General features: G+C 38.3%; 22 protein-coding genes and 1 tRNA gene. 15 read left to right on the top strand and 8 right to left on the bottom strand.

Annotated features, from left to right (window positions below; translation table 11 throughout):
- Positions 1-13: 13 nt before the first annotated feature.
- The 5 genes from lysS to TZ90_RS05340 all read right to left on the bottom strand — a co-directional run bounded on the left by lysS (position 14) and on the right by TZ90_RS05340 (position 4,478).
- Positions 14-1,504, bottom strand: coding sequence for a lysine--tRNA ligase (gene lysS / locus TZ90_RS05360; RefSeq protein WP_045611867.1), 1,491 nt, complete (start codon positions 1,502-1,504; stop codon positions 14-16).
- 137 nt (positions 1,505-1,641) lie between these two features.
- Positions 1,642-2,259 carry a histidine phosphatase family protein gene (locus TZ90_RS05355; protein WP_045611865.1) on the bottom strand — a complete coding sequence of 206 codons (618 nt, stop codon included), beginning with the start codon at positions 2,257-2,259 and terminating at the stop codon, positions 1,642-1,644.
- Complete coding sequence (locus TZ90_RS05350) at positions 2,259-2,741, bottom strand: aminoacyl-tRNA deacylase (RefSeq protein WP_045611864.1); 483 nt, start codon at positions 2,739-2,741, stop codon at positions 2,259-2,261. The genes TZ90_RS05355 and TZ90_RS05350 overlap by 1 nt, the downstream gene beginning before the upstream one ends.
- Positions 2,741-3,583, bottom strand: coding sequence for a DUF368 domain-containing protein (locus TZ90_RS05345; RefSeq protein ID WP_045611863.1), 843 nt, complete (start codon positions 3,581-3,583; stop codon positions 2,741-2,743). The genes TZ90_RS05350 and TZ90_RS05345 overlap by 1 nt, the downstream gene beginning before the upstream one ends.
- 94 nt (positions 3,584-3,677) lie before the next feature.
- On the bottom strand, positions 3,678-4,478 hold the full coding sequence (locus TZ90_RS05340; protein WP_045611862.1) for a GH25 family lysozyme: 801 nt from the start codon (positions 4,476-4,478) through the stop codon (positions 3,678-3,680).
- Between the two features lie 155 nt (positions 4,479-4,633).
- Between TZ90_RS05340 and glmU the strand changes: the two genes are divergently transcribed.
- The 7 genes from glmU to TZ90_RS05305 all read left to right on the top strand — a co-directional run bounded on the left by glmU (position 4,634) and on the right by TZ90_RS05305 (position 10,629).
- A complete protein-coding gene (glmU, locus tag TZ90_RS05335; protein ID WP_045611861.1) occupies positions 4,634-6,013 on the top strand; it encodes a bifunctional UDP-N-acetylglucosamine diphosphorylase/glucosamine-1-phosphate N-acetyltransferase GlmU in 1,380 nt (459 codons plus the stop codon).
- A gap of 9 nt (positions 6,014-6,022) precedes the next feature.
- A complete protein-coding gene (locus TZ90_RS05330) occupies positions 6,023-6,568 on the top strand; it encodes an NUDIX hydrolase (protein WP_045611860.1) in 546 nt (181 codons plus the stop codon).
- 11 nt (positions 6,569-6,579) lie between these two features.
- Positions 6,580-6,891, top strand: a complete 312-nt coding sequence (gene macP, locus TZ90_RS05325; RefSeq protein WP_000517861.1) for a cell wall synthase accessory phosphoprotein MacP — start codon at positions 6,580-6,582, stop codon at positions 6,889-6,891.
- A gap of 16 nt (positions 6,892-6,907) precedes the next feature.
- Entirely contained in the window at positions 6,908-7,600 is a 693-nt protein-coding gene (locus tag TZ90_RS05320; RefSeq protein WP_045611858.1) for a 5'-methylthioadenosine/adenosylhomocysteine nucleosidase, read from the top strand.
- A gap of 76 nt (positions 7,601-7,676) precedes the next feature.
- Positions 7,677-8,168 carry a chromosome segregation protein RocS gene (rocS, locus tag TZ90_RS05315; protein ID WP_000021242.1) on the top strand — a complete coding sequence of 164 codons (492 nt, stop codon included), beginning with the start codon at positions 7,677-7,679 and terminating at the stop codon, positions 8,166-8,168.
- A 98-nt stretch (positions 8,169-8,266) separates the two neighbouring features.
- Positions 8,267-8,857: a 3'-5' exonuclease gene (locus TZ90_RS05310; protein WP_045611857.1), complete on the top strand. Its 591-nt coding sequence runs from the start codon at positions 8,267-8,269 to the stop codon at positions 8,855-8,857.
- A gap of 8 nt (positions 8,858-8,865) precedes the next feature.
- Entirely contained in the window at positions 8,866-10,629 is a 1,764-nt protein-coding gene (locus tag TZ90_RS05305) for a glycerophosphoryl diester phosphodiesterase membrane domain-containing protein (protein ID WP_045611856.1), read from the top strand.
- Positions 10,630-10,702: 73 nt separating this feature from the next.
- Here the strand turns inward: TZ90_RS05305 and TZ90_RS05300 are convergent, their stop codons facing one another.
- From TZ90_RS05300 to TZ90_RS05290, 3 genes are all read right to left on the bottom strand, one after another.
- The gene (locus TZ90_RS05300; RefSeq protein ID WP_000981526.1) at positions 10,703-11,002 is read right to left on the bottom strand and encodes a YbaB/EbfC family nucleoid-associated protein; all 300 of its coding nucleotides are present in this window, start codon (positions 11,000-11,002) and stop codon (positions 10,703-10,705) included.
- 191 nt (positions 11,003-11,193) lie between these two features.
- Positions 11,194-11,436 (bottom strand): type B 50S ribosomal protein L31, encoded by a 243-nt coding sequence (locus tag TZ90_RS05295; RefSeq protein ID WP_000710764.1) that lies wholly within the window; start codon positions 11,434-11,436, stop codon positions 11,194-11,196.
- A 95-nt stretch (positions 11,437-11,531) separates the two neighbouring features.
- Entirely contained in the window at positions 11,532-12,467 is a 936-nt protein-coding gene (locus TZ90_RS05290; RefSeq protein ID WP_045611855.1) for a DHH family phosphoesterase, read from the bottom strand.
- Positions 12,468-12,570: 103 nt separating this feature from the next.
- Between TZ90_RS05290 and TZ90_RS05285 the strand changes: the two genes are divergently transcribed.
- The 8 genes from TZ90_RS05285 to TZ90_RS05250 all read left to right on the top strand — a co-directional run bounded on the left by TZ90_RS05285 (position 12,571) and on the right by TZ90_RS05250 (position 16,975).
- A complete protein-coding gene (locus TZ90_RS05285; protein WP_001162128.1) occupies positions 12,571-13,014 on the top strand; it encodes a flavodoxin in 444 nt (147 codons plus the stop codon).
- A gap of 115 nt (positions 13,015-13,129) precedes the next feature.
- Positions 13,130-13,396: a chorismate mutase gene (locus TZ90_RS05280; protein WP_045611854.1), complete on the top strand. Its 267-nt coding sequence runs from the start codon at positions 13,130-13,132 to the stop codon at positions 13,394-13,396.
- Positions 13,393-13,767: a fluoride efflux transporter CrcB gene (crcB, locus tag TZ90_RS05275; RefSeq protein WP_045611853.1), complete on the top strand. Its 375-nt coding sequence runs from the start codon at positions 13,393-13,395 to the stop codon at positions 13,765-13,767. The genes TZ90_RS05280 and crcB (TZ90_RS05275) overlap by 4 nt, the downstream gene beginning before the upstream one ends.
- Positions 13,761-14,090, top strand: coding sequence for a fluoride efflux transporter CrcB (gene crcB, locus TZ90_RS05270; protein WP_045611852.1), 330 nt, complete (start codon positions 13,761-13,763; stop codon positions 14,088-14,090). Before crcB (TZ90_RS05275) ends, crcB (TZ90_RS05270) begins: the two co-directional genes overlap by 7 nt.
- A gap of 118 nt (positions 14,091-14,208) precedes the next feature.
- A complete protein-coding gene (gene rplS / locus TZ90_RS05265) occupies positions 14,209-14,556 on the top strand; it encodes a 50S ribosomal protein L19 (RefSeq protein ID WP_001068669.1) in 348 nt (115 codons plus the stop codon).
- A gap of 42 nt (positions 14,557-14,598) precedes the next feature.
- Positions 14,599-14,670, top strand: a tRNA-Arg gene (locus TZ90_RS05260).
- Between the two features lie 646 nt (positions 14,671-15,316).
- On the top strand, positions 15,317-16,183 hold the full coding sequence (locus TZ90_RS05255; protein ID WP_045611851.1) for a helix-turn-helix domain-containing protein: 867 nt from the start codon (positions 15,317-15,319) through the stop codon (positions 16,181-16,183).
- Positions 16,184-16,417: 234 nt separating this feature from the next.
- On the top strand, positions 16,418-16,975 hold the full coding sequence (locus TZ90_RS05250; RefSeq protein ID WP_045611850.1) for a CYTH domain-containing protein: 558 nt from the start codon (positions 16,418-16,420) through the stop codon (positions 16,973-16,975).
- The last annotated feature ends 216 nt before the right edge of the window (positions 16,976-17,191 follow it).

Genomic DNA, 17,191 nt, shown 5'->3' with positions numbered 1-17,191 from the left:
AGAGGATAAGAGCTTATTTCATTGTTGGGAAGAGCAATACATCACGGATAGTAGTTGTATCAGTGAGGAGCATGCAGAGACGGTCGATACCGATTCCCAAACCACCTGTTGGTGGCATACCATATTCAAGGGCCTCGATGTAGTCATAGTCGATGCCTGTTGCTTCATCGTCACCAAGTTCTTTAGCTTTAGCTTGGGATTCAAAACGGCTAAGTTGATCGATTGGGTCGTTCAACTCAGTAAAGGCATTACCGTACTCCTTAGTCATGATGAAGAGCTCGAAACGGTCAGTAAAACGTTCGTCTTCAGGATTTTTCTTAGCTAGTGGAGATACAGCTACTGGATGTCCATAGACAAAGGTTGGTTGGATTAAGGTTTCTTCAACGAACTCTTCAAAGAAGGCATTGATGATGTGGCCAACTTCAGTGTAGTGTTTCTCAACTGGAACTTTCTTCTCAGCAGCGATAGCTTTGGCTTCTTCGAAAGTCATGTCTTGCCAGAAATCGACACCAGTAATTTCTTTGATAGCATCCACCATGTGAACACGTTTAAATGGCTCGTTAATCTTGATTTCAGTACCTTGATAGTTGACTGGACCATCGCCTTTGACTGATTTAGCAGCATGTTGGATAATGCCTTCAGTTAAGTCCATGATGTCTTGGAAGTCTGCATAAGCTTGGTAGACTTCGATAGAAGTAAATTCAGGGTTATGAGTAGCATCCATTCCTTCGTTACGGAAGATACGGCCAATTTCATAGACACGTTCCATACCACCAACGATAAGGCGTTTCAAGTGAAGCTCAGTCGCGATACGAAGCACCATGTCAATGTTTTGGGCATTGTGGTGGGTGATAAATGGACGGGCAGCAGCACCACCGGCTTCATTATGAAGAACAGGTGTTTCCACTTCAAGGAAGCCTTTTTGATCAAGGTAACGACGGATTTCAGAAATGATTTTTGAACGAGTGACAAAGCGCTCAAAGCTTTCACGGTTAGAAATCAAGTCAAGGTAACGTTTACGGTAAATTGTTTCAACGTCTGTCAAACCATGGAATTTCTCTGGTAGAGGACGAAGAGCCTTAGACAAGTGTGTGATGTGAGTAGCCTTGATAGAGAGTTCTCCCATATCTGTACGCATCACTTCGCCTTCGACACCAAGGAAGTCACCAAGGTCTGCTTTTTTGAAGATTTCATAGTTTTCTTCACCGACAGCATCCTTACGAACGTAGATCTGGATTTGACCTTCGCGGTCTTGAAGGTGGGCAAAACCTACTTTACCTTTACCACGTTTGGTTACCAAGCGTCCTGCGATAGTAGCTATTTCATTTTTATCGTGTAATTGTTCTTTATCGAGGTCGGCATATTTATCTTTTAATTCTTGTGAATTTGCAGTACGTTCAAAGCGTTTTCCGAAAGGATCGATTCCTTGTTCACGGAGTGCAGCCATTTTTTCACGGCGAACGATCTGCTGGTCATTTAGTTCTTCCATATGTTCTGTTGACATGGGATCCTCCTAGTTTTACTCAAAATTGAATACGATGAGTCATTTTTTGCGATACTCCCATTTTATCATAAATAAGCAAGAAATTCACGGATAATCTTTCAAAACTAAAAAGAACTTGACGCCATAATCAAGTTCTGTTATTGATAGGAAGTATCATTCCAAGTATCGAGAGTAAATGTTTCAAAATCATGGGTTTCTAGAATGGTCAGGCTGGCATTTGCTAGACCGCCATCTTTACGAAGAAGTGGTTCTTGATATCCTAGAAGAGTACGAAGACTGGCAGTAAGATTGGCACCGTGACCGACAATTAGAATACGCTCAGCTGGACTATCTTTGAGTGATTTGATAAATTGGATGGTCCGTTGTGTTGTGCTATAGAGGGATTCAGCTCCGAACATTTGAGTGTCAAATTGAGCAAGATTAGATCTAAAAGCTTTGATTTGTTGTGGGTAAATAGCTTCCAAGATTGCGATTTTCAAACCTTCTAACTTCCCCAGCTGCCATTCACGGAGATTAGGAACACTTTCTAAAGGACAGGGGGTCTTGAGTTGACTTTGGATAATCTCAGCAGATTTGACAGCTCGAGGTAAATCACTTGAATAAATCTGATCAAAAGGAATTTCCTTGAGATACTGACCGAGTTTTTTGAGGGTGTCAATGGATTCAGGAAGAAGGGGAGAATCGCCACTAGCACCTTGAAAGCGCCCTTCTTGGTTCCAGACGGTGCGGCCATGGCGGACAAAGTAGAGTTTCATTACTTGCTGTCCTCCAAAATATCTGCAAAGTCAGCCTTTACAAACCTAGCCAAGTCTTGTGGTGCGACGATAATGCTGTGACCAACTTCACCAGCAGAGACAATCATTTGATCCAAGTCTAGAGCGATCTTATCGATAAAAATGGGATAATTGTGTTTCTGACGAATTCCGACGGGATTATTGGCTCCATGAATATAACCTGTTGTTTTTTCCAAGTCCTTTTGTGGAATCATGCTCACTTTTTTATTGCCAGAAATTTTAGCTAATTTCTTTTCAGATAAGTGTTGAGTGATAGGTACAATTCCGATAATCGGTCCGGTCTTGTCTCCTAAAAGAGCTAAAGTTTTGAAAATCTGATCTCGTTCATAACCTTGCGGAAGTTCTCCTTCAAGCGCATTGATTTGAATCCCTTGATGTGGGATACCTGCTTTAGACAGGATTTGTTCCACCAATGTTTTTTTGATTTTAACCTTTTTTGCCATTATTTATACTTATCCTCCAATTGACTCATCCAAATACCAAGCCAGATTCCCAGTGCAAAGAAGAAGGCGATGATGACATAACCGACAAGTGAAAGACCTGTGTATTGGATACTTTCAGCGTTTCCTGCATTTGGAATCAAGATCAAAAGAGTACTAGAAAGGACGATACCGATGATGAAATGATAGACGCGTGAGTGGTAATTGTTTAAGGCATAATCCATCAATTTTGAAAAAATGATGAGAGTTGCACCAGCTCCGATTCCAATCGGGAAGAAGGTTCCCAAGAGGTCAAAGGTTTTAAAACCTGTCAGCATAGGAGCATAGAGGCCCAAAATCAAAAGTAGATTTGATGGGCTGAGGCCAGGAACTAATACACCAAGAGCCAATAGTGCCCCTGCTAGGACGAAATTAAGAAAGCTACCGCTTAAGGTTCCAACGACAAAATTTAAGGCATAGAGACCCAGTCCAGAAATGATAAAGGTTGTCCAGAACCAAGCTAAATCAATCTTGTCTCGGTCAGATTCTCGAGTTGATTCTTTGAGTAGGCTAGGAACCGTACCAATGATGGCACCTGCAAAACTCCATAAGACAAAGACCTGATAATTTTCAAGCAGGTATTCAATCGGGTAAGAAAATAAGCCGATTCCCAGAAGCATACCGATGGCAACTGGAATAAAGTACAAAATATTTTCCTTAAAGTCTTTAAAGGGATGGGCTAGAAAGCCAATCATCCGTTCATAAATTCCTAAGATTGCTGCTAGAACCCCTCCGGAAATTCCCGGTAGGATAAATCCAAGAGCAATCACAATCCCTTTAATAAGGCGTGCTAACCATGAGAGCATATTTTTCCTCCAACTATTTCTATTTCAAAAAATCCTTATTATATTGTATCATAATCAAACACAAAAAGAAAAAGCAAATGCTAAACAAATGCTTTTAAGGTTTTAAAAAGAGTTTTCTAAAGGTTTCTTCTTTGTTTTTTAAGGAAGAGATAACGTTGATATCTAAATCGTGGTCAAAACCAGCAATTTTTCCTTTAGAAGTGTACTGGTGGATGTCGTAATCTAAATCAGTTTTTGGAGTTGCCTCGTAAAATCCTGAGTCAGAGCCATAGGAAGGAATCCAAACAGACGTAAACTTGTCTGTATCAATACTGTGTTCTTCCATGAAGTAGACCCCAACGTAGATACCTATGTTTTTAGCACCTAGTGATTCTAGTTTTGCACGAAAGGCTTCAACACCTTCGTTCATATTGGACATGGTTTTATCTTCCACATCTAGCCAATAGTAGCTAGGACTGTATGGCGAAGAGGCGTTATAGAATACCTCAGCAGCCTTTTCCATTTCCTGGACATTTTTTCCAGCTACATAGGCATAGACACCAACTGGGACATTTCGTTTTTGGAACTCAGTGATATGGGTTTTAAAGGCCTTATCAACACCATTAACATAGGAAGCATCGTTCTCTTTGGACGTTTGAGCACCACTATGGACGCGAACAATAGCTCCAGAAATGTTTTGGGAGAGAGTATCGTAATTAATTTCCTCAGGACGTTGCCAACCAGAAACATCAATTACCGGTTTATCTATATTGTGTAGCGCTTGCGTTTCTACTTGCGCGATATTTGACTTTGTTTTTACAGGATGGTCCTCAAAACGAGGGCGATTCAGGATTAAAATGAAAATCATAATCCCAAAAAAACCAAACAAAATAAGCGGATTAATTTTCTTTCTCATATCTCATAATTTTACCTTAAAAATGAAAAAAAATCAAAAAAAATACTCAAAAAATGGGTTAAGGAAAGGACTTGGGAGCATTTTTTCATTCAAGAGCGCGGAATGATTTGAAATATGGTATAATAAAAGGGAATTTCTAGAGAAAAGAGAAGATTATGTCAAATTATGCCATTATTTTAGCAGCGGGTAAAGGGACTCGCATGAAATCGGATTTGCCAAAAGTTTTGCACAAGGTTGCGGGTATTTCTATGTTGGAACATGTTTTCCGTAGTGTGGGAGCTATCCAACCTGAAAAGACAGTCACAGTTGTAGGACACAAGGCAGAATTGGTTGAAGAGGTCTTGGCTGGACAGACAGAATTTGTGACTCAATCTGAACAGTTGGGTACTGGCCATGCAGTTATGATGACAGAGCCTATCTTAGAAGGTTTGTCAGGTCACACTTTGGTCATTGCTGGAGATACTCCTTTAATCACAGGTGAAAGCTTGAAAAACTTGATTGATTTCCACATCAATCATAAAAATGTGGCTACTATCTTGACTGCTGAAACAGATAATCCTTTTGGCTATGGACGAATTGTGCGTAATGACAATGCTGAAGTTCTTCGCATTGTTGAGCAGAAGGATGCTACAGATTTTGAAAAACAAATCAAGGAAATCAACACTGGAACTTACGTTTTTGATAACGAGCGTTTATTTGAGGCTTTGAAAAATATCAATACCAATAATGCTCAAGGAGAATACTATATTACAGATGTCATTGGCATTTTCCGTGAAGCTGGTGAAAAAGTTGGCGCTTATACTTTGAAAGATTTTGATGAAAGTCTTGGGGTAAATGACCGTGTGGCTCTTGCGACTGCTGAGTCGGTTATGCGTCGTCGCATCAATCATCAGCATATGGTCAATGGAGTTAGCTTTGTCAATCCAGAAGCAACTTATATCGATATTGATGTTGAGATTGCGCCTGAAGTTCAAATCGAAGCCAATGTTACCTTGAAGGGGCAAACGAAAATTGGTGCTGAGACTGTTTTGACAAACGGTACTTATGTAGTGGATAGCACTATCGGAGCAGGAGCTGTTATTACCAACTCTATGATTGAAGAAAGTAGTGTTGCAGACGGTGTAACTGTTGGACCTTATGCCCACATTCGTCCAGGTTCAAGTCTAGGTGCCCAAGTCCACATTGGGAACTTTGTTGAGGTGAAAGGCTCTTCAATAGGTGAGAATACCAAGGCTGGTCATTTGACTTATATCGGAAACTGTGAAGTGGGTAGCCATGTTAACTTTGGTGCTGGAACCATTACAGTCAACTATGACGGCAAAAACAAATACAAGACAGTCATTGGAAACAATGTCTTTGTTGGTTCAAACTCAACCATTATTGCGCCAGTAGAACTTGGTGACAATTCCCTCGTTGGTGCTGGTTCAACGATTACTAAAGACGTGCCAGCAGATGCTATTGCTATTGGTCGTGGTCGTCAGGTCAATAAAGACGAATATGCAACTCGCCTTCCTCATCATCCTAAAAATCAGTAGGAGTCTATCATGGAATTTGAAGAAAAAACGCTTAGCCGAAAAGAAATCTATCAAGGGCCAATTTTTAAACTGGTCCAAGATCAGGTTGAATTACCAGAAGGTAAAGGAACTGCCCAGCGCGATTTGATTTTCCACAATGGAGCTGTCTGCGTTTTAGCTGTAACAGATGAACAAAAACTCATCTTGGTCAAGCAGTACCGCAAAGCCATCGAGGCTGTCTCTTACGAAATTCCAGCCGGAAAGTTGGAAGTAGGAGAAAATACAGACCCTGTCGCAGCAGCCCTTCGTGAATTAGAGGAAGAAACAGCCTATACAGGGAAATTAGAACTCTTGTACGATTTTTACTCAGCCATTGGCTTTTGTAATGAAAAGTTAAAACTATACCTAGCAAGCGATTTGACGAAAGTGGAAAATCCACGTCCCCAGGATGAAGATGAAACCTTAGAAGTGCTTGAAGTGAACTTAGAAGAAGCCAAGGAATTAATCCAATCAGGTCATATCTGTGATGCCAAGACAATTATGGCTGTTCAGTATTGGGAATTGCACAAAAAATAGAGGAGGTCAGTATGGGTAAACCTTTATTAACGGATGAAATGATTGAAAGAGCTAATAGAGGCGAAAAGATTTCAGGTCCTCCTTTGCTAGATGATGAGGAGACAAAAATTTTACCAACCTCTTCTTCCCGTTTTGGTTATGCCAATCCTAAGGATCATGGTTTTAGCCAAGAAACCTTGAAGATTCAGGTCGAACCGTCTATTCATAAAAGCCGTCGCATTGAAAATACCAAGAGAAATGTCTTCAATTCTAAGTTGAATAAAATTTTATTTGCAGTCATCTTTCTTTTGATTTTGCTTGTCTTAGCAATGAAACTTTTGTAATAGAAAAGGAATTGAAATGAAAATAGGAATTATTGCGGCTATGCCTGAAGAACTGGCGTATCTGGTCCAGCATTTAGACAATGCCCAGGAGCAAGTTGTTTTGGGGAATACCTATCATACAGGCACCATTGCCTCTCATGAAGTCGTTCTTGTAGAAAGTGGAATTGGTAAAGTGATGTCTGCTATGAGTGTGGCGATTTTGGCTGATCATTTCCAAGTGGATGCTTTGATTAACACTGGATCTGCTGGTGCAGTAGCAGAGGGTATTGCTGTTGGGGATGTTGTGATTGCAGACAAATTAGCCTATCATGACGTGGATGTCAAAGCTTTTGGCTATTCTTATGGACAAATGGCGCAACAACCGCTTTATTTCAAATCAGATAAAACCTTTGTTGCCAAAATCCAAGAGAGTTTATCTCAATTGGACCAAAAATGGCATCTTGGTTTGATTGCTACAGGAGATAGTTTTGTTGCAGGAAATGACAAGATAGAAGCGATTAAGTCCCATTTCCCAGAAGTTTTAGCAGTTGAGATGGAGGGGGCAGCTATTGCTCAGGCAGCGCATGCTCTTGATCTTCCAGTCTTAGTCATCCGAGCTATGAGTGATAATGCCAACCATGAAGCAAACATCTCTTTTGATGAGTTTATTATCGAAGCTGGACGTCGCTCTGCCCAAGTCTTGTTAGCCTTTTTGAAGGCTTTAGATTAAGCGGAAATTTGACAGTTTTTCTAGCTTATGATAAGATTTAAGTAAAGAAAAGCTAGAAAACGTTTCAGAGGATATTATGAGTATTGAAATGACCGTCAGTGAGATTGCAGAGGTCTTAGGATTATCTCGCCAAGCAATCAATAACCGTGTCAAAGAATTACCAGAAGAAGACACAGATAAAAATGACAAAGGGGTAACAGTCGTTACCAGAAGTGGCTTGATTAAGCTAGAAGAAATCTATAAAAAAACGATTTTTGAAGATGAGCCTGTCAGTGAAGATGTCAAGCAACGTGAACTGATGGAGATTCTGGTTGATGAGAAGAATGCAGAAATTCTTCGTCTCTATGAACAATTAAAAGCCAAGGATCGTCAGTTATCAGAAAAAGACGAGCAGATGCGTATCAAAGACCGTCAGATTGCTGAGAAAGACAAACAACTCGATCAGCAGCAACAATTGACTCTTCAAGCAATGAAGGATCAAGAAAATCTTAAGCTAGAGCTGGACCAAGCAAAAGAAGAAGTCCAATCAACTAAGAAAGGCTTTTTTGCTCGTTTATTTGGAGGATAATCAAGGAGCTGTTTAGGTTAAATGCTAACCTGATGGCTTCTTTTGTTTCTAAATAGTATAGTTGCTCAAGTAAAATAACAGTATAGGAGAGGTAGAAAATGGAACGATTAGAAGATTACATTGCTTTCGATTTAGAATTTAATCAGCATGAAGGGCAAACACACCTGATTCAAGTATCGGCAGTGCGTTTTAGAGATGGTCAGGAAATCGATGCCTATGATTCCTATGTTCATACTAGCGTGCCTCTAAAGAGTTTTATCAATGGTTTGACTGGGATTACAGCTGAGACTTTAAAAGATGCCCCTCCAGTGGAGAAAGTTATAAAAGATTTCCAAGAGTTTGTGGGTTCTTTACCTATGGTAGGCTACAATGCTGCTAAAAGTGATTTGCCTATTCTAGCAGAGCATGGTTTAGACTACAGTCAGCAGTACAAGGTAGATTTGTATGATGAAGCTTTTGAACGTCGCAGTTCGGATTTACACGGTATTGCCAATCTCAAATTGCAAACTGTTGCCTCATTTCTTGGATTTCAAGGTCAGTCTCATAATAGTCTAGAGGATGCACGTATGACGACGCGTGTTTACGAGTCCTTTCTAGAGTCGGATCAAGCTAGAGAATTGTTAGGGGCAGAAACTAGCCTATCGAATAATCCTTTTGGAGGCTTGGACTTGTCTCAATTATTTGACTAGGAGTGCCTATGAAACCTGAAAAACCTAAAAATCTAGGTTTTAAGCAGATATACTTTAATCTAGATAAAATACTCTTTCTCTTTTTCTTGACTTTCATGATGATTGAGTTTGTCTGGTTACCTTCAAATTCATGGATTGCTGGACTTTTGCTCCGTCAGACAGGTTATCTCTTTCTATCCTACAACAATATTTTTGCCATTATAAAGGGTTCGCCATTTGTTAGTCTCGCTTTATTTGTTCTGGTAATTGTTAATTTACTGATTGCCTATTACCAGATAGGACTTCTCTTTATTGGAGCTCGACACCTCCTCTATCATGAGAAGAGAACTCTGCTGGAGTACAGTCGTAAGGTCTTTCGACAAAGTTTCTTGTTTATGAAGCAAGTGACACTTTCCAAGATAGCCTTTATCTTCTTTTATGTCATGATGCTTTTTCCATTGATTCGAAAGATTTTAAAGATTTACTACCTCAATAAAATTGTTATTCCAGACTTTATTGTTGATTATGTGGAAGACAAGTATTGGCTAGTGGGTATAGTGGTTACTATTCTGGCTTTACTTCTGTTTTACATTTCAGTGCGTTTCATGTTTGCCCTACCTCAGCTTTTATTTGAGAAAAAAACAGTCAAAGAAGCAGTCAGATACAGTCTAGAGAAGACAAGAAAGCACTCCTGGTTTTATACTTGGAACTTGCTTTGGATTGTCGTCAAAACCTACCTATTTTTCATTCTTTTATTGATTCCAATCTTAGCAAGTCAGGTACTGATGGATGGTCTGACCCATAAGGAATCTCTTGTGCTGGGAATTATCAACTTTGTCTTGATTAAGAATTTCCACTACATAGCCTTGACTTATTTTCTTATTAAGTTTGTTTCCTTCTTAACAGGAGAAGAACTGGAGATCACACCAAGGAGAAAGAAAGACCACTGGATGAGATGGGGAGTGATGGGCTGTGCCGCTATCTTTTTTGCCCTTGAGGGTTATGTTTATTTAGAAGCTCCAGTTGCCAATAAACCTTTGATTATCTCTCACAGGGGAGTATCCAATAAGAATGGTGTCCAAAATACTGTCCAATCTCTGGAAAGGACAGCCCAACTAGGTCCAGACTTTGTTGAGACGGATGTACAAGAAACAAAAGATGGCCAGTTTGTCATGATGCATGATGCCAATATCAAAAATTTGACAGGTGTTAATGCCAATCCTCAGGATCTCACTTTGGAAGAATTAACCAAACTCAATATTTCAGAAAATGGCTATCATAGCAAGGTGTCTAGTTTTGATGACTATCTCAATAAAGCTAATGAATTGCATCAAAAACTCCTCATTGAAATTAAAACCAGTCGAAAAGATAGTCCAGATATGATGAAACGCTTTATGGAAAAATATGGAACGGTTCTTAAGCAGAATGGTCACCAAATGCAATCCTTGGACTACCATGTGATTGATCAGGTTTTAGCCTACGATACTCAAATTCCAGTCTTTTTAATCCTACCTTATAATAGTATTTTTCCAAGAACCAAGGCTACAGGTTATACCATGGAGTATTCAACTTTAGATGAAAATTTTGTCAACAAGCTTTGGAATACCGATCAGAAATTGTACGTGTGGACCATCAATAGTTCAGAGTCCTTTGATAAATCTGTTCAGTTAGGAGCAGACGGCATGATAACGGATGAATTGGAAATGATTCAAGATCAGGTTACCATTGCCCAAGAAGACCCAGAGTATACGGATTTACTGTTCAAACAGGCTATGGAATTCTTTAATTTTTAGTAATAAAAAAAGAGGAACAGTTGTTCCTCCCATGATAGGCAAGTATTCTCTTGAATGCTTGTTTTTATTATGCTTAGAATGGCAATTTCCCAGCGAAAGCACCTAGTTTTTTCTTGGTAGTTTCATCGATTTGTTCAAGAGCAGAGTTAATGGCCTGAACGGTCATATCAGAAAGAGTCTCAAGATCTTCAGGGTCAACGACAGCTGGATTGAAGTCAATGCTGACAACTTTCTTATCTCCAGTCAAGGTCGCTTGAACAAGGTCTTGAGCAGATTTGCCAACAAATTGCATAGCAGCAAGTTCTGCTTGACTTTGTTCCATCTGTTTTTGAAGTTTTTGTGCTTGGCGCATCATGTTTTGCATATTCATCATGGTGATTTATAGTTTCCTTTTACAATTATTTTCTTCCCTATTTTATCAATTTTAGGGTTAAAAGTCTATTGTTAGTATAAATCCCCTAACATTAAATTACCGAAGAGATTTTCGAAGAGTATGAGTCTGGAACATGAAAACAGCAGTTGATTTCAAGAAACAAAAAAACAGCCGAAGCTGTCTTTTTATCATTATTTGAGACCGTATTTTTTGTTGAAACGATCCACGCGTCCATCTGCTTGAGTGAACTTTTGACGTCCAGTGTAGAATGGGTGTGAGTCTGATGAAATTTCCACACGGATCAATGGGTAAGTTTCGCCTTCGAACTCAACTGTTTCGTTAGAGCGTTTTGTTGAACCGCTAAGGAATTGGTAACCAGTAGTTGTGTCCATGAAGACAACTGGGCGATATTCTGGATGGATATCTTTTTTCATTTTGCAATATTTCCTTTCTGCCATGGTCTCTTTGCGAGCCATAGATTGTTACCATACTAGTCTATCAGATTCTAAAAAGTTTGGCAAGTATTTTATCAGTTTTTAAGCAAGTTTTTTAACTTTTGGTAGATGATTTCGTTTTCTTCTAGGCTATAGGAATTTGCACCACTTGCTAGAGGGTGGCCTCCACCATCATGTTCCTTGGCGATTTCATTGATAGGATGGATTTTACTGCGTAAGCGAACACGGTAGTGGCCATCAGCCTGCTCCACAAAAATTCCCCAGAGACTGACGCTGTCAATCCGTCCAGGTGCTCCAACAATGGCTGCAGTTTCAGCATCGGTAACATTGAATTGTTTCAAGACTTCTTGACTCAGGATAACGCGCGCTGCACCATTTTCATCCACTTCCAGATGGTCGTAGATGTAGCCTTGAAGTTTAGCAATTTTGTAACTCATAGTGTCCATTTTGCGAGTGAGAGACGCAAAGTCAAAGTTATGTTCTCTCAGAGAGGCAGCCAGGCGGAGGGTCCGTGCAGTGGTAGAAGGATAGAGGAAGCGACCTGTATCACCAATAATTCCTGCAAAGAGCAACTCAGCAGAACAATCTGATAAGGCCAGTTGGGTTGTTTGGGCAAATAGGGTAATCATCTCGCTAGCGCTACTTGAACTAGTATCCACCCAAGACAGGTCACCGTATATATCATCATTTGGATGGTGGTCAATTTTAATGAGAAAGTCACCTTGGCTATAGCGCTTATCATCGATACGAGCAGTATTCGCCGTATCACAGACGATAACAAGTGCCCCTTGGTAGGCACTATCTTCAACAAGATCCATCTCAGCCATCCAAGTAAGAGTTGGTTCATCAAAACCAACTGCTTTGATGGTTTTTTCTGGGAAATGATATTCCAGCAAGGCTTTCAAGCCCACTTGACTTCCCAAGGCATCAGGGTCTGGTTTCATATGACGATGAATGATAATCGTGTCGTATTCTTTGATTTTTTCTAAAATTTGATGGCAAATGTCCATAAATAACCTCAATTCTTTCTCATTTCATTGTAGCACAAGAATTTTTATTTTTAAAATGAAAAAGATGTGATATAATGGAGAAAGATAAATTGAGGAGGACGATATGGCATTAGCAAAAATTGTATTTGCCAGTATGACCGGTAATACCGAAGAAATTGCAGATATTGTAGCAGACAAATTACGTGACTTGGGCTTGGATGTCGATGTTGATGAATGTACAACTGTTGACGCTTCAGACTTCTTGGAAGCAGACATCGCTATCGTTGCGACCTATACTTATGGTGATGGTGAATTGCCAGATGAGATGATGGACTTCTACGAAGACTTAGCAGATCTTAACTTGAATGGTAAAATCTACGGAGTGGTTGGTTCAGGTGACACCTTCTATGATGAATTCTGTAAGGCTGTTGATGACTTTGACCGTGTCTTTGTGTCAACAGGAGCAGAAAAAGGTTCAGAGTGTGTTAAAGTTGATCTTTCTGCCGAGGAAGAAGACATTGAACGCTTAGAACAATTCGCAGAAGAATTGGCTGCTAAAGTAGGATAAGAATAAAAGTGCGCTGATACAATCAATCAGTGCATTTTTCTTATCGTGAGTTGGGATTTTACTAGCCTATTTGATGGCTTTTTGATACAATAATTCAAATAAAGGAGGAGACTGTATGGATTTAGATATTATTCGCCAAGAAATTGATCAAATCGACGACCAAATTGTCAAACTGTTAGAAGAACGAATGCATTTGGTTGAGGGTGTAGTTGCCTATAAGAAGGCTTCAGGGAAACCGATTTTAGATACTAAGAGAGAAGAAGTTATTTTTGAAAAGATTAGAAGTCGTGTAGAGGACAAGCGCTATCAGGAGACTATTGTCGCAACATTTACGGACATACTCAAACGTTCGCGTGATTACCAGGATCAAAACATCAAATGAAAAAAGAACAATTTTATCCGCTAGGGATTTTTCTAGCTGCTATGTTAGGCGGACTTGTCCGCTACCTAGTTTCCACTTGGTTACCAGCCAGTCCTGACTTTCCTTGGGGAACCCTTCTTGTCAACTATCTGGGCATTTTCTGCTTGGTTTATCTTGTCAAGGGTTATCTGGTCTATAAGGGAACCAGTAAAGGCGTTGTTTTAGCACTGGGGACGGGCTTTTGTGGGGGGCTGACAACTTTTTCCAGTCTAATGCTTGATGCTGTAAAACTGCTTGATACAGGGCGTTATCTTAGTTTAGTCCTGTATTTGCTTTTGAGCATCGGTGGAGGTCTGCTTTTAGCTTACTATTTAGGGAGGAAGAAATGGTAATGGTCTATCTTGCAATTGCCTGTGGTCTTGGAGCGCTCGTACGGTATTTCTTTTCCCGCTATAATCAAACTTCTAAATTGCCCCTCGGAACGCTCATAGCCAATCTTCTAGGTTGTTTTTTAATTGGATTATTCTACAATCATGTGGAGTCTAAGGAAGTCTATGCTATTTTAGCAACAGGATTTTGTGGCGGTTTAACGACTTTCTCTACATTGAATGACGAACTCCAAAGGTTGCTGAGTGATAGGAAAGTCTTTTATTCTTACCTAGCTTTGACCTACCTAGGTGGTTTGGTTGCGATTTTTTTAGGAATTCTGCTATAAATTTCTTTACTTTTTTGTGGAAATTTGGTAAACTGTATCTTGTGTGTAATGGACGCACAAAAATACAGTTTATCCGCTGAGGAAGATTCCTCAAGATTGACAAAGATAGGAGAATAAAATGAATCCATTAATCCAAAGCTTGACTGAAGGTCAACTTCGTACAGATATCCCATCATTCCGTCCTGGTGACACTGTTCGTGTACACGCGAAAGTTGTCGAAGGTAACCGTGAACGTATCCAGATTTTTGAAGGTGTTGTTATTGCACGTAAAGGTGCTGGCATCTCTGAAAACTACACAGTTCGTAAAATCTCTAACGGTGTAGGTGTTGAGCGTATCTTCCCAATCCACACTCCACGTGTTGAAAAAATCGAAGTTGTTCGTTACGGTAAAGTACGTCGTGCGAAATTGTACTACTTGCGTGCTCTTCAAGGTAAAGCAGCTCGTATCAAAGAAATCCGTCGTTAATTCGACTAAAAAACTCTGCTTTTTCAGCAGAGTTTTTATCTAGCTCCCTTAGTTCAATGGATATAACAACTCCCTCCTAAGGAGTAGTTGCAGGTTCGATTCCTGCAGGGGGCATTTTTAGTAATGTAAAGAAAGACAAAGAAAATTCAAAATGTTTATTTAAAGGCAATTATCACAAGTTCATTTTTAAAAATAATTTAGTATTTTGGTCAATGACTATAGAATAAAATGGATCATGAAAATGTCTTTGATTTATAGTAGTGTTAAAAAAGGACTTCCTTTATTGGAATGTCCTTATTTTTATTATGGAATTGACAAATGATGTTAAGGTTCAGATCTATGAACTCAGAAAGTAAGTACAAATCTTTAAACAGCTTTCAAAAAGATTTGGTATGGATGTTTCTGGCTAAGGTATGTGACAAGGTGAATTGATTGTTATGAAATAGAGAGCTTAAAAAATGGGGAAAATCGTTATTATTCCCCTGAATTTGATATGTTGTACAAGACTATTTCTGGTCTGTTAAATATATCAATAACAAAATTTAAACATGATAGTCTAATATCTAATCCATTTAAAGTGAATACGTTTATCAATCGTTTGAGTAAGAAAATCTCAAAAGAAGAAGGGATAGGTTTTCAAAGGTAACATATCTAGTCATTGCTTATATATAATTTGTATCTTTTGGTTTATTAATTTGTATTTAAAATTTAATCATGTTACAATTGAAATTGAAATCGAATAGAAAAGGAAAATGCAAACGTGGGTACACTATTAGCAACAAGATTAAAAAATAGACGAAAAGAATTAAAAATGTCTCAGCGAGAATTGGCTGAGGGGATATGTAAACAGGGACAGATTAGTCGATTAGAGAATGGAGAATTTACTCCAGGAGCAGACTTTTTATATGCTCTGTCCAAGAAGTTAAAAGTTAGTATGGATTATTTTTTTAATGAGCAAATTGAAGAGGAGATTGACGAGCTATCAGAGTTTAAGAAGTTAGCTCAGACATTTATCACAAATCGAAATTATGAGTCTTTGAAATATATATATGAACTAGAGAGTGTAAAAGTACATCGCTTGTCTTTAGTAGATAAGTTTTATATGGAGTGGATAAAATCTCTTATAGATTTTTATTTCTATGGGCAAAAAGAGGAGGCTGTGGCAAGATTGGAGAAGGTACTGTCTCAGTTAAGTGTACCTGACCTGACCTACCTTCAAGTTTCAAATACTCTATTTAATTTTTATTATGATATTGAAGATTTAGAGAGTTTTAATGAAATTCGAGAAAAGTTAGAGTATCAAGTAAATCAACTCAATTTAAAAACAATCGAAGAATTAAACCTTTCTATTAAATTTAATTATAATGTTTGTCGCTATCTATGGTTGCAGAATAATACTGAAGAAGCTATTACTAAAATCACAGATACGATAAAGCAATGTAAGACGTATAAAACAACATATCTTTTGGCTGATTTGTATGTATTGATGGGAAATGTCAGTAAGAATTTTTCTTCTAAAGTTGTAGTAAAAGAGTACTTTGAAACGGCTTATTTCCTTTATAAGCTTGAGGGAAATATGTCAATGGCTCTTAAAATCGAGCATTATATTGCAGATATAACAGAATAGTAAAGACGATGTTCAATTAAGCATCGTTTTTTTAATCCAAAAAGATACAAATATGTATTTAAAAAAAATAAATAAAAAAATATCATCAAAAATCTTGACAATATTATATTGAAGTGCTAAAATGAGTGCAAGAAAATATTAGGCTTTGTGTCTATAAAACATCTCCAGAAACTTACTATAGACTGAGTGAATGTAAAGAGACTTCAGCCTTTGAAGAATTGAGAGGTAAAATTAATGAATGAATTAGAAGTTAGATTTGAACTCAACGATGAGAGAGATTATAATAATGCTATTTCATATTTAGAAAAATCTTATAAATTTAAGAGTGAAAATAAGCAAGTTGATGAATATTTTAAAACAAAAGGAAGAGAATTTGAAAATGATGAGGTAGGTAGCTTTATCTACAGAATTCGCCAAGAAGATGATAATAGAGCAAGTATTTTCACAAGAAAAGATACGATAAAACAAGGAATGTGGAGTGAAAGTGAAATAGAGTTAGAATCTGAAAAATTAGAATTTGTAAGGAATATCTTGCAAGATGGTTTTTCAAATATTTTTACAATAAGTAAATATAGAAAGACTTATCATGATGCATTAGAAAATAAAACGATTAATCTAGATAAGATTGATGGTCTTGGATTTTATCTTGAAATAGAGATTTTAGGAGATTTTTCAAAAGAAGATTATAATAATTTTTATGAGAAAATGTGCGGAGAGTTCTCGTTTTTAAATTCAAAAATAGAAACAAAGGGCTATGTCCAATTAATGAGAGAAAAAAATGGACGTAATTGAAATTACCAAATAGTCTTGTTGGTATTGTTTACTCAATTGCTGGATTTGGAAGTTTGATAGCAGTAACCTTTCTTTCTACTTTTTGAATAAGAAGGATGCCTTTATCTTGATGAATGTATCAATGGCAACCATTCCACTTGTCATTATGGCAAGTGGGATGGTAGAAAATTATGTGACTATTAGTCCGTCTCGCTCCGTTAGGTGCGAGACAAATAA

Source organism: Streptococcus mitis, assembly GCF_000960005.1.
GTDB classification, from domain to species: Bacteria; Bacillota; Bacilli; order Lactobacillales; family Streptococcaceae; genus Streptococcus; species Streptococcus mitis_CK.
The sequence above is the reverse complement of the archived record's forward strand: the minus strand, read 5'-3'. Positions and strand labels throughout refer to the sequence as shown.